This window comes from Streptomyces sp. NPDC056361, assembly GCF_042262805.1.
Lineage (GTDB): Bacteria > Actinomycetota > Actinomycetes > Streptomycetales > Streptomycetaceae > Streptomyces.
Genome location: NZ_JBHJQI010000014.1, coordinates 45,607 through 57,275 on the forward strand (window position 1 = coordinate 45,607; position 11,669 = coordinate 57,275).

The window sequence follows — 11,669 nt, forward strand, 5'->3', positions numbered from 1 at the left end:
TGCGCTGAACTGACGTACCGTCAGATCAAGCTCTCCGAGGGGGCGCTCATGCAGACCGTCTGGCTCACCGGCGCCGAATGGCTCGCCGTCCTCCGCATCGGCCTCGGCCTGTGGTGGCTGGAGAGCTGGCGCCACAAGGACAAGAAGGGCTGGTTCGAGCGCGGCACCGGCATCGCCTGGGCCGCGGACGTCGCGGGCAAGCACCGCTGGCCCCAGGTCAAGAAGGGCTTCGACACCGTCGTCGCCCCCCGCCCCAAGCTCATGGCGTACGTCGTCGTCTACGCCGAACTCGCCCTGGGCCTCGGTCTGATCGCCGGCTTCCTCACCCCGGTCGCCCTCGTCGGCGGCCTCCTCCTCAACCTCCTCTACCTCGTCCTGATGATCCACGACTGGGCCGAGCAGGGGCAGAACGCGATGATGGCGCTCATCTCCCTCGTAGCCCTCTTCGCCGTGTCCTGGCAGACCTGGTCCCTCGACCACGCGATCGGACTCTTCTGATGACGGCGAAACCCACGACGGCCGCCACCCCCGACATCGACGCCTTCACCCGCCCCTACTGGGACGCCGCGGCCGAGGGCCGACTCCTCCTGCGCCACTGCGCCGCCTGCGACCGCGCCCACCACTACCCGCGCGAGTTCTGCCCGCACTGCTGGAGCGAGGACGTCCGCTGGGAGCCGGCGAGCGGCCGGGCCACCCTCTACACCTGGTCGGTCGTCCACCGGAACGACCTCCCGCCGTTCGGCGAGCGCGTCCCGTACGTCGCCGCCGTGGTGGACCTCGCCGAGGGCCCGCGCATGATGACGGAGGTCGTGGGCGTGGCGGAGGGCGACCTCCGGATCGGCATGGATCTGGAGGTCGCCTTCCGGCCGGAGGGCCCGGACGGGGAGGTCACCGTCCCCGTCTTCGGCCCGCCGGGCTCACAGGGCTGAGATGTTCCGCCAGAGCTGCTGGGTGCTGCCGAAGCCGCAGGCGTAGGTCATGGCGAAGTTGCCCGCCGTCAGGCACTGTCCGTTGCTCATGTTCTTGAAGGTCCGCCCGGACGAGGTGCTGGAGGCGACCTTCCAGGCCTGGGCGCTCGCGCCGTTGCAGGCGGCGGTGGTGACGGCGGTGTTGCCGCCGGGCTGGAGGCAGCGCCCGGAGTGCCTGTTGACGAGCCGGAAGGTTCCGTTCGCGCCGGGGGAGTAGGTCCAGGCGTACCAGAAGGTCGTGCCGCCGTTGCCCTTGGAGCCGCATTCGGCCGAGGTGACGATGTCGCCGAAGCCCGCGTTGTACTCCGCCAGACAGTTGCCGGTGTTCGCGTTCTCCAGCGAGTACGTCCCCGAGGGCGTCGGGCTGCCGGTGGACGGCGGGGGTGCGGGCTTCGTGGTCGTCTGCGTCGGCGGGGGTGCGGGCCGGTTGGTCGTCGTACCGCCGGAGCCGGAGCCGGAGCCACCGCCGGAGCCCGATCCGGAGCCCGAACCCGAACCCGAACCCGAGCCGGATCCCGATCCCCCGGGCAGCGTCCCCGTGCCACCGGCACCGGCACCACCGCCCACGGCCCCGCCGCCCACCGCGCCGCCGTCGCCGGGCGGGGGCGGGACGGGGGCGCCGGGGGAGGAGCCGGGCGGGGTGGAGGTCGGCGGCTTCGAGGACGGGGTCTTGGAGGAGGGCGAGCCGGGGGCGCTGGACGGCGGCACGGCGGCCGGCTGCGAGACGGTCGCGGAGGCGGAGGGCGAGGTGCTGGGGCCCGCGCCGAGGCGGCCGATCTCGTACGGGCCGAGGGCGACCGTGAGGGTGGTGCCGGTGGCCACGACGACGGGGACGGCGAGCATGACGAAGCGGTTGCGGCGCTTGCGCTGCCCGCCCGGGGCGGACGGGCCGGTGGCGGCCAGCGGGTCGGGCGAGGCGGTCGCGGGCTCCTTCCCGAGCTGCGGGGTGAGCGAGGCGGTGGCGACGTCCTGGGAGGGCTCGGCCTCCTCCAGCTCCGTGAGGTGCTCGGCGGTCGGCGTCTCGGCGGCGAAGGCGGCGCGCTCGCCGATGCGCTCGGCCACGGCCGCGGGCCAGGCGGCGCCCGCGGCCCGCTCCTCGGTGAGCCCGACGAGCTCCTCGGCCGTCGGTCGGTCCTCGGGGTCCTTCGCGAGGCATTTCCGTACGAGCTCCGCCAGTTCGGGCTCGTCGTCGGTGAGCCGGCCGAAGTCGGGCTCGCCGTGGACGACGCGGTAGAGGAGGTCGGGGCCGGAGCCGTCGCCGAACGGGGGGCGGCCGTTCGCCGCGTAGAGGAGGAGGCTGCCGAGGGCGAAGACGTCGGCCGCGCCGGTGAGGCGGCGGTCGGCGACGGCCTGCTCGGGGGCCATGTAGGCGGGCGTGCCGATGACCATGCCGGTCTTGGTCAGCCGGCTCTGGTCGGCGGCCCGGGCGACGCCGAAGTCGATGAGGGACAGGCCGTCGTCGGTGAGCATGATGTTGGACGGCTTGAGGTCGCGGTGCACCATGTCGGCGCCGTGGACCACCCGCAGCCCGGCCGCCGCGTCCCGGAGGAGCCGCCAGAGGGCGGCGCCGGTGAGCGGGCCGCCGTTGAGCCGGATGGCCTCGTTGAGGGTGATGCCCGGGATGAACTCGGTGGCGAACCACGGGGGTTTGGCCGTCCGGTCGCTCGCGAGGAGCTTGGTGTTCGCCCCGGCGGGCAGCCGGGCGAGGTTGTCCAGCTCGTGCCCGAAGTGGCTCAGGAAGTCGGGGTCCTCGGCGAGCACGGGAAGCACCCGCTTCACCGCCGCGAACTTGCCCGGCACGGCGCCGAGGTACACCCGGCCCATCCCCCCGGACCCGAGTACCCCGAGCAGCCTGAACGCCCCGATCCGTCGGGGATCCCCCGGCTCCAGCGGCATGGCCCCGCTGCCGGTCAGACCGTCAAAACTAGAGTCTTGTTCCAGTTCCCCCATGGGCCACACAGTAGCCGAGCCCCCTTCCGATCTGAATATCGATCAGGTGAAGGGGGCTCGACATCAACTTCACATCAAACGGGCCGAGTTGGCGGGGGTTGTCCTGGAACCTTCCGGAACTAGAACCAGTCCCGGTCGGTCATCGAGTTCTGGAAGTAGTTCTCGACGCGCGGCTTGAAGGGCGCCTGCCAGTCGCCCGTCCCCCCGTACCAGTACATGCGCGCCGTCGGGTCGGACTTGTCGAACGCCACCAGGTCGTTGCGGCCGTCGCGGTCGATGTCCCCGGTGCCGACGAGCCGGGCGTACGTGTTCCAGCCGGTGCCGATCTTCGTGCGGGGCGCGAAGGTGCCGTCGCCCTTGCCGAGGTACTGCCAGAGGACGCCGTCCTTGTCGCGGGCGACGAGGTCCCCGGCGGGGGCTCCGGCGATGTTCCCGGTGGCCGTGACCTCGTTGTAGATGCCCCAGCCGGTGCCGATCTGCTTGCGGGGGCCGAGCGGCGTGTTGTAGTTGCCGGTGGCGGGGTAGAGCCACAGGCCGCCGGCCGTGTCCGTGGCGAGCACGTCGGGCTTGCCGTCACCGGTCAGGTCGCTGCCGCCGACGATCTTGTCGTAGATCTGCCAGCCGGTCCCGATCTTCACCCGGGGGGCGAACGCGAGGCTCCCCGTACCCGGGTGCATCCACAGGCCGCCGCTCTTGTCGCGGGTGATCAGCTCGGGTGCCGTGCTCATCCCGCCGAAGTCACCAGGGGTGACGAACCGGTCGTAGACGCCTCCCCAGCCGGAGAGCGTGGCGCCCTTGAACCAGTTGAAGCCCTGCTGGAGCGGCAGGTAGGAGCCTTCGAAGACCGACACGTCGCCGTTCACGGAGTCGACCGCGAACAGGTCCGGCGAACCGTTGTCGGAGAAGTCGTGCGACTTCGGGGCGCGGACCACCTTCATCGTGCCGCTCAGCCCCACGCCCTGTCCGACCCCGTCGAGAGGGCGGACGCCGATCTGCCAGACGTAGTCGCCGTTCGGGACGTCGCCCCACGGGGTGAGCCCACCCTCCCAGGCCGAGCGGTTGCCCTGCCACGTGAGGGTCATCGTCCCGGGGCCGGTCGGGCCCTCCGTGGGGCGAAGCTCGCTCGTCCACTCCGTGACCGTGGGCGTCTCCGCCTTCGAGATCATGACGGTCACCCGCACGTTGCGGCGGCTCACGCCGATCGTGAACGGGACGACGCCCTGGTTCTTGTCGAGGTCGAGCACCGCCGGGATGTCCGGGCCGCTCGTCACGGAGACACCGGTCTTCTCCCCGGTCCCCGCCACGAACTCCCGCGTGACCGAGGCGCCGCCCCGCACCCGGTACAGCCCCTCGCCCTCGCCCGCGGTCACCGACCCGCCGCGCACGAGCACCGAACCGTCCGGGGCGGCGGTCAAGCTGGTCACGTGGTCGATCCACGGCGTCCACCTGGACGCCCCCGTCAGGCTGACGGCCCGGGGCCGCTCGCGGTACTGGAACGGGTCCGTCTCGTCCTCCCCGTAGACGACCCAGCCGTCGACGAGACCGACCTTCACCGCGCCGCCGCCGGTGTTCAGCGTCTTGATCTGACCCGAAGCCCGGTCCACGACGATCAGCTGCTCGTCGAAGTAGCCGTCCGAGCGGGGCTTGTGCTGCACCCACGCCACGTGCGTGGCGGACACCGCCGCGGACTGCGCGTACGCGACGGGACCCTGGTTGTCGTACGTCCCCGTCACCGCGCGCGCCGCCAGGTCGACCACCGCGAAGTGGCTCGTCCCGGCCGACTTGTAGCCGACGAGCGCCGTACCGGGGATGCCCGCGGCGAAGGTGAGGGAGCTCGCGTCCGCCGGCAGCCCGGTGACGGCGTGGTTCCCGGTGCTGCCGTCCGCCTCGTGCGTGACGAGGTGCAGCAGGGTCCCGCCGTCGGCAGGGGCCACGCTCGTCAGGACGGTGCCGCCCACCGCGCCGATCGGCGTGTGCGTACCCCCGCCCAGCATGTTGATCCAGATGTCGACCGGCGCGGCGCCCGTCGCCATGTCCCTGAGCCGGACCGTGTTGATCCCGGGCCGCGTCACGACCACGTCCGAAGCGGCACCGAGCACCTCCTCCGACCCCAGGTCGCTCGTCGTGCCGTCGGACAGCTTCGTCCAGCGGTACTCCCCGGCGTCGCTCTTGCTGAGGAAGCCGGTCTCACCCGCGCTCACGACCTCGGACGCGAGCGGGAAGGCGATCGGGGCCTCGGCGGTGACCGCCGACACCACGGCCGGGGTCCCGGCGACGGCCACGGGGGCCGCGACGAGGGTCCCGGCGGTGACGGCCAGGGACGCGGCGATGGCGGCGGTGAGGAGTCGCGACCGGGACGGCGTGTAGTGCTGTGTACGAGGCAAAGTCTGATTCCTTCGTCAGGAGAGTGCGGGAAGGTGCGATGGGGCCGGGGCCGGGGCCGGGGCGGGGGCGGGGGCGGGGGCGCTAGAAGAGCAGGGGTGCTTTCTCGCCGCCCGCCCATTGCACGAGCCGGGACCCGAAGGGCGCGCGCCAGTCGCCCGTGCCCTTGTAGATGTAGACGTTCCTGCCGTAGGCGATCGGGGTCGGGGAGTACGCCATGAGGTCGTTGCGGCCGTCGTTGTCGTGGTCGCCGACGGCGAGGATCCGGCTGAACGCGTTCCAGCCGCCGCCGATCCTGGTGCGGGGCGCGAAGGTGCCGTCGCCCTTGCCGAGGTACTGCCAGAGCACGCCGTCCTTGTCGCGGGCGACGACATCCCCGGCGGGGGCGCCGCCGATGTCGCCCGTGGCGACGATCTGGTTGTACGTGCCCCAGCCGGTACCGATCTTCTTGCGGGCGGAGAAGGGGGAGTCGGCGTTGCCGGTGCCGGGGTAGAGCCAGAGGCCGCCGGTCTTGTCGGTGGCGAGGAGATCCGCCTTGCCGTCGGCGTTCACGTCGCTGCCGCCGACGAGCTTGTCGTAGATCTGCCAGCCGGTGCCGATCCGGCTGCGCGGCGAGAGCTCCTGCTCCCACGTGCCGCCCTGGTACAGCCAGAGGTAGCCGTTCCGGTCCCGGGCGACGATGTCGGGCTGGTTCGTGCCGCCGAGGTCACCCGGGACCGAGACGCGGTCGTAGACGTTCCAGCCGGTCCCCCAGGGGATGTCCCAGCCGTTCCCGTCCTCGTTCCAGATCAGCTCGCCCTTCGCGTTGACGCTGAGGACGTCGGGGTCGCCGTCGTGGTCCCAGTCGTGCGTGCGGGGCGCGCGGGTCACGGTCAGCTTGCCCCGCAGCTCCACCTGCTTCCCCACGCCGTCGGTCGGCCTGATCTGCGCCCGCCACTCGTACGTCCCGTTCGGCGTGACCCCGCTCTGCCCGTAGTCGCCGTTGCCGTAGTCGTAGGTGCCGTCCCACTTGGTGACGAGCGTGCCCGGCTCCTTGCCGTGGTCGCTGCCGCCACCCCTCCACATGAAGAGGTGGTGGTCGATCTGCCCCTCCCCCGAGATCACCATGTCCACGGCCACGTTGGGCCTGTTCACCTTGAAGGTGAAGTCGGCCGTGGGGCGGTTCTTGTCGAGGTCGAGCACCTCGGGGACGTCGTACTCGGTGACCGCGAGCTGCGTCGCCTCACCACTGCGCGCCACCTGCTCACGGCGCACACCGTCCGCGCCGGCCGTGACGCGGAACAGGCCCTCCGCCTCACCCTCCACGAGCGACCCGCCCCGGACGAGAAGCGTCCCGTCGGGCGCGCCGGTGAGGCTGGTGGCGTGCTCCAGGAGCTCCTTGCCCGGGTCGGTGCCGGTGCCGGTGCCGGCGGCAAGGGACTTGGCGACGAGCGGCAGGCGCTCGCCGAGGGGGCCCGTGGCGTCCTCCCCGAACACCACCCAGGACCCGGTCAGTCCGACCGTGACCCCGGTGGCGTCCCCGACGGTGAAGCGCTCCATGACGCCCGGCCGCGTCCGGTCGGCGACGACCACGGCCTTCGCCGGCCGGCCGTCGGTGCCCGTGGTCTGCTCGACCCAGGCCACGTGGGTGGCGGAGAGGGCGAGGGAGGGGGAGTCGCCGCTCGGCTTCGGGTTCTCGTACGTTTCCACGACCGCGTGCGCCGCCAGGTCGACGACGGCGTACCGGGTCTTGCCCCCCGACCAGTAGGCGACGAGCGCGGCACCCGGGACGGCGGAGCGGACCCGGAAGTGCGAGGCGTCGGCGGGCAGCCCGGTGACGGCCTGGTCCAGGAGGGTGCCTTCGGCGTCGTGGGAGACGACGTGCAGGAACTCGGCACCGGTGATGCTGTGGACGCTGGTCAGGACGGTGGAACCGACCAGACCGATCGCGATGTCGACCCCGGGGCCGAGCTTCCTCAGATCGACCTCGACGGGGGCCGCGCCGGTCGCCATGTCCCGGATCTGCAGGACGTAGTCGGCGGTCGTGGTCGCGACGACGTCCGAGGCCGCGCCGAGCACCGGCCCTCCCGGACTGGCCAGCACCGTCGAGGTCCCGTCGTAACGGGTCCAGCGGTACTCGCGGCCGGCGCCCTCGCTGAGGAAACCGGTCTCACCCGCGCTGACGATCTCCGACGCCTTCGGGAACGGGATCGACTCGGCCGACACGGCGGCCACGGCGGTCAACACACCGGCGGCCGGCACAACGGCGGCCCGCACACCAGCGGCCGGCACACCGGCCGTCGCGGCCGTCGCGGGCACGGCAGCGACGGTCAGCGCGAGGGCGGTGGTGGCGGCTGCGGCCAGGGTCTGGCGCGTGATGGACAAGGCGTGGTTCCTCTGTGGTCGAGTGAGGGCGCGAGGCGCGCCACACCCAAACAGACATACGAGGGTGACCAGGGGTTGTACGGAGATCAATTACCCGTTCCGGCGACGGGCGCCGGGCGACGGGCGCCGGGCGCCGCCCCGGCAGTGGAAAGAGGGCCCCAATGCGGCCGTGTCTGTCGGGCTTCTGGTTCGGCCGCCCTCTTTCCGAGTGTGGCGGCCTCCACCACCGCGTCAAGGGCGAGTCGGCTCCGCCGATGGCCTACGGCCACCCTTGACCCGGCGGCGGAGGCCGCCTTTTCACACTCGGAGGGCGGCCCGGGGGACGGGTCCGCGCGGGGGCACCGAGGGCGGCGTGGCTTGGTTCGGCGGCCGTCGGCCGGTGGGCGGGGAAAGGCGAGGCCGGGCATCGGTCGGGCGTGTGTGTGATGTGTGCGGCGGGGTGGGTGGGGGCTTGGTTCGTGGCGGGGTGAGTGGGGCCGTTCCCCTTGGTTGCGGTGCGCGGTCGTTGAATGGGGTGGCCCGGCGGCGCTGAGCGTCTCGGGGCGGCCGCCTGGCCGGACTTCAGGCCCCGCTGGTCACTCCCGGTGGGTGGAAGGGAGGGTTTCCCGCAGTAACTTCCCGGGGGTGGGGGGCTCCTGCCTCGGCGCGGCCGTGGGGGAGGGGCGCCCGTGGGTTCTGCGGGGTGTGGGTTTGTGGCGGGGGTGGGTGGGGCACGTGCCTGTCGCTGCTTTCCGGGCATGCGCGGTCGCGACCCAGCCGGGATCGCCCGGACACGCGCGGACGGCAACGATCCGGCCGACGTCGCACTTTCGCGGCGCCGTGCGGATTCAACCGGAAGAGAATGCGGCACGATCACACGGACTCCGGGGGGAGAGCCATGACCGCAACGCCCGAACCGCCCACGCAGCCACCGGCACAGGCGCCGGTTTCGCCGCCGGTCCCCGCCGACGATCCGCCTCGGCGCCGCCGCTTCTCCGACGCCCCCGCCTGGATCTCCGCCGCCACCGGTGTGGCCGGCCTCCTGCTCGGATTCCTCGGCCTGCCGGTCTTCGTCCACTCGCCCACGGCCGCCCCGAAAGCGGCGCCGACGGTCACCACCACCACACCCGCTGCGGAGACGACGACAGCGAGCACGCCGCCCCCCACGACGACGGCCGCTCCGACCCCCAGCGCCACGCCGACGCCGACCGGCAAGCCGTCCGACGTCTACAAGATCCAGACCGTGGAGCTCACCGAGGACTACGGCTTCGCCCTCGACAAGCCGCGCCCCGTCAGCCGCGACGACCAGAAGGAGATCTACTGGTACTCAAGCTGGCTGAACACCGACACGGCCCAGTTCGTCGTCCTGGACCGCAAGGAACCCGGCACCTACGAGACGTGCAGCACCGTCACCCGGTTCACGAACCGGTTCAGCGTCTGGAGCGACGTGGGCGACCGCTTCTGCGTCATCGCCCCCAACGGCCTCATCGCCCTGGCCGAACTCACCGGAGGCGGTCGCGACGCCGGCTTCGTCCAGCTCAAACTGACCATCTGGCGCGGCACTTACTGACGATCCGACCACCTCGGATCGCACCCCGCCCGACCTCAGCGATCCGGGAACCGCGACACGCCGACCAGGACGGTTCCGGCGAGGAAGACCCCACCGCCCACCGCCATGAGCGTCGCGAAGACGCTTCCCGACGGTGCGAAGGCGAGAACGCCGATGAGACAGCAGAAGCCGCTCCCCACCAGTACCTGACCGACCCCGTGAGGCACGGGCCGCAGCACCCGTGCTCGCTCCCAGGGGTGAATCCACCCCGTGAGCAGCTCGACCACCCCGCTGATCGCCACCGCCAGAGACAACGCGAAGAGCGCCCCCGCCACCACGTACTGCATGCCGCCTCCCACGCGTTCGATCCCGTACGCGGAGTCGAGCGGGGACATCCACGCCCCAGCCCCCGCCCGGCGGATCGCCGCCAAGCCGAGCCGACCGCCCCGCACGACGGCCGCGTACCCCGGACTCACCGAAGAGTCCCACCCGGCCCCGCCACGAACCAAGCCCCCACCCACCGGCCCGGCGGGCGCACTCCGGCCCCGGACACTGCCCGGAGCCCCGGCGACCCCGGCCCCGGACCGCCCTCCGAGAGTTGTCGCCGCAGCTTCCGGCGCCGGGTCAAGGGTGGTCGTAGGCCATCGGCGGAGCCGACTCGCCCTTGACGCGGTGGTGGAAGCTGCGACTCTCGGAAAGAGGGCGGTCGCACCAGAAGCCCACCGGCGACTCCCGCCAGGGAAACCTAGACGGCGCCGGCCCGCTCCAGGATGTGCGGTGCCGCCTCCGCCAGGGACGCGAAGTGCCGGTGCGCGCCCACGTCCGCGGTCCCGTTCACGGACCACACCGTCATCCCGGCAGCCAGCCCCGACCGCACGCCCGACGGCGCGTCCTCGATCACCAGACAGTCCGCCGGATCCGCGCCCAACTTCTCCGCCGCCATCAGATACGGCACCGGCGACGGCTTCCCTTCCGTCACCGAAGCCGCGTCGATGATCAGCCCGGGAAGCGGCAGCCCGGTCCGCTCGAACCGCCCCCGCACCCGGTGCTCGTAGTTCGACGTCACCAGCGCCCACCGGTCCTCCGGCAGGCCCGCGAGCAGCTCGGCGGCCCCCTCGAAGGCTCCGTACGTCCCCGTACGGACGTCCTCGTCCTCCAACTCGTGCAGGAGGGCGAGGCACTTGTCCGGGTCCGCGTCCGGCACGACGGTCGCGAACGTCTCCACGGGCCGCGTCCGCAGCGCGACCGCGTACACGTCGTCCCCATCGAGCCCGTACCGCGCGGCCCACTCGTGCCACATGCGGTGCTGGTTCTCGACGGCGTCCATCAAAGTGCCGTCGACGTCGAAGAGAACGAAGTTCTTGGAGATCACGCCCCGGATGCTACGTCCAGGAACTTGGCCCAGGAGGTGGGGGATACGGCGAGCTGGGGGCCGTGGGGGTTCTTGGAGTCGCGGATGTGGACGAGGGTGGGGTGGGCGGCGATCTCGACGCACTCGCCGCCTTCAGCGCTGCTGTAGCTGGACTTGCGCCAGTCGTAGGCGACTTCGATGCAGTTGCCGCCCTCGGCGTCGCTGTAGCTGCTCTTGAACCAGGCCAGATGCTCGGTGTTCATCGTTCTCCCAGCAGTTTCTCGATCCACGTCAGCGACTCGTGTTGCGTGAGTGCCTGCGACCGGATGATTCCATACCGTTCGGTGTACTGGCGGACCTCTTCGGGGTCGGTGATCAGTCGAGCGTGTCCGTAGATCTCGGTGTACGCGGCTTCTCGCCGACCCTTGGGTGTGAGCAGGGTGAACGTGCCATCAAGATAGGGGTGTTGATGTCGATCCAAGGGCATGATCTGGAAGTCGACTGTGCGTCTCCGCGCAACGTCCAGGATGCGCCGTAGCTGCTCGCGGTGAACCTCGGGCCCACCGAACGGGCGAAGCACGACGGCCGCCTCCAGAACGAAGCTGATCGTCGGCGCGGGCCACTTATCCAGGAGTGCCTGACGGGAGATACGGTCGGCTACTCGCTTCTCGACGGTCGTCTCGTCCAGCATCGGGCGACGGTGCTCAAAGAGCGAGCGGGCGTAGGCGGGCGTCTGCAGAATCCCCGGCACCGCCTGCACGGCGTAGTAGTGCAGCGCCACTGCTGCCGCCTCCGCCTTTGCGAAGTCCTGGAACCAATCCGGATGCCGCACCCGCACCCGCGCCAACGCCTCCCGCACGTCATCCACCGCCGCCGCCAGCACGCCCCCTGCCCCCAACGCCAGGTCGGCCCGCTGCAAGAAGTCCGGCTGCGGCGTCCGCACCCCCCGCTCGATCGAGGACACCAAGTCCTCGCTGCAATGCGTGATCTCGGCCAGCTCCGCCTGGCTCAGGCCCGCGTTCCTCCGCAGCACCTTGATGATCTTCCCGAGCGCACGGAAGAGGTGCGCCGTCCCGTCCACCTCGGAGGGCCGTTCCGGCCGCTCCTCCTCGTTCCCCGACATCCG

10 protein-coding genes are annotated in these 11,669 nt (G+C 71.7%); 3 read left to right on the forward strand and 7 right to left on the reverse strand.

Features of this window, described 5'->3' with window-relative positions:
* Positions 1–48: 48 nt before the first annotated feature.
* A complete protein-coding gene (locus tag ACFCY7_RS07005) occupies positions 49–498 on the forward strand; it encodes a DoxX family membrane protein (protein WP_376482040.1) in 450 nt (149 codons plus the stop codon).
* Positions 498–929, forward strand: coding sequence for a Zn-ribbon domain-containing OB-fold protein (locus ACFCY7_RS07010; protein ID WP_376482042.1), 432 nt, complete (start codon positions 498–500; stop codon positions 927–929). The genes ACFCY7_RS07005 and ACFCY7_RS07010 overlap by 1 nt, the downstream gene beginning before the upstream one ends.
* Here ACFCY7_RS07010 and ACFCY7_RS07015 read toward each other — a convergent pair.
* The 3 genes from ACFCY7_RS07015 to ACFCY7_RS07025 form a co-directional block, all read right to left on the reverse strand.
* Entirely contained in the window at positions 918–2,918 is a 2,001-nt protein-coding gene (locus tag ACFCY7_RS07015; RefSeq protein WP_376482044.1) for a protein kinase, read from the reverse strand. The genes ACFCY7_RS07010 and ACFCY7_RS07015 overlap by 12 nt on opposite strands.
* Before the next feature lie 119 nt (positions 2,919–3,037).
* A complete protein-coding gene (locus tag ACFCY7_RS07020; RefSeq protein ID WP_376482045.1) occupies positions 3,038–5,302 on the reverse strand; it encodes an FG-GAP repeat domain-containing protein in 2,265 nt (754 codons plus the stop codon).
* An 82-nt stretch (positions 5,303–5,384) separates the two neighbouring features.
* Positions 5,385–7,664: an FG-GAP repeat domain-containing protein gene (locus tag ACFCY7_RS07025; RefSeq protein WP_376482047.1), complete on the reverse strand. Its 2,280-nt coding sequence runs from the start codon at positions 7,662–7,664 to the stop codon at positions 5,385–5,387.
* Between the two features lie 877 nt (positions 7,665–8,541).
* Between ACFCY7_RS07025 and ACFCY7_RS07030 the strand changes: the two genes are divergently transcribed.
* On the forward strand, positions 8,542–9,213 hold the full coding sequence (locus ACFCY7_RS07030; protein WP_376482048.1) for a hypothetical protein: 672 nt from the start codon (positions 8,542–8,544) through the stop codon (positions 9,211–9,213).
* Between the two features lie 35 nt (positions 9,214–9,248).
* Here the strand turns inward: ACFCY7_RS07030 and ACFCY7_RS07035 are convergent, their stop codons facing one another.
* From ACFCY7_RS07035 to ACFCY7_RS07050, 4 genes are all read right to left on the reverse strand, one after another.
* Positions 9,249–9,587 carry a hypothetical protein gene (locus tag ACFCY7_RS07035; RefSeq protein ID WP_376482050.1) on the reverse strand — a complete coding sequence of 113 codons (339 nt, stop codon included), beginning with the start codon at positions 9,585–9,587 and terminating at the stop codon, positions 9,249–9,251.
* Positions 9,588–9,937: 350 nt separating this feature from the next.
* A complete protein-coding gene (locus tag ACFCY7_RS07040) occupies positions 9,938–10,564 on the reverse strand; it encodes an HAD family hydrolase (RefSeq protein ID WP_376482052.1) in 627 nt (208 codons plus the stop codon).
* Complete coding sequence (locus ACFCY7_RS07045) at positions 10,561–10,806, reverse strand: DUF397 domain-containing protein (RefSeq protein ID WP_376482054.1); 246 nt, start codon at positions 10,804–10,806, stop codon at positions 10,561–10,563. The genes ACFCY7_RS07040 and ACFCY7_RS07045 overlap by 4 nt, the downstream gene beginning before the upstream one ends.
* On the reverse strand, positions 10,803–11,666 hold the full coding sequence (locus tag ACFCY7_RS07050) for a Scr1 family TA system antitoxin-like transcriptional regulator (RefSeq protein WP_376482055.1): 864 nt from the start codon (positions 11,664–11,666) through the stop codon (positions 10,803–10,805). The genes ACFCY7_RS07045 and ACFCY7_RS07050 overlap by 4 nt, the downstream gene beginning before the upstream one ends.
* Between the last annotated feature and the right edge of the window lie 3 nt (positions 11,667–11,669).

Bases quoted from the DNA above. Each gene is read 5' to 3' on its own strand.
- ACFCY7_RS07015 (WP_376482044.1), bottom strand. From the start codon at position 2,918: ATGGGGGAACTGGAACAAGACTCTAGTTTTGACGGTCTGACCGGCAGC.
- ACFCY7_RS07005 (WP_376482040.1), top strand. From the start codon at position 49: ATGCAGACCGTCTGGCTCACCGGCGCCGAATGGCTCGCCGTCCTCCGC.
- ACFCY7_RS07035 (WP_376482050.1), bottom strand. From the start codon at position 9,587: ATGTCCCCGCTCGACTCCGCGTACGGGATCGAACGCGTGGGAGGCGGC.
- ACFCY7_RS07010 (WP_376482042.1), top strand. From the start codon at position 498: ATGACGGCGAAACCCACGACGGCCGCCACCCCCGACATCGACGCCTTC.
- ACFCY7_RS07050 (WP_376482055.1), bottom strand. From the start codon at position 11,666: ATGTCGGGGAACGAGGAGGAGCGGCCGGAACGGCCCTCCGAGGTGGAC.
- ACFCY7_RS07030 (WP_376482048.1), top strand. From the start codon at position 8,542: ATGACCGCAACGCCCGAACCGCCCACGCAGCCACCGGCACAGGCGCCG.
- ACFCY7_RS07045 (WP_376482054.1), bottom strand. From the start codon at position 10,806: ATGAACACCGAGCATCTGGCCTGGTTCAAGAGCAGCTACAGCGACGCC.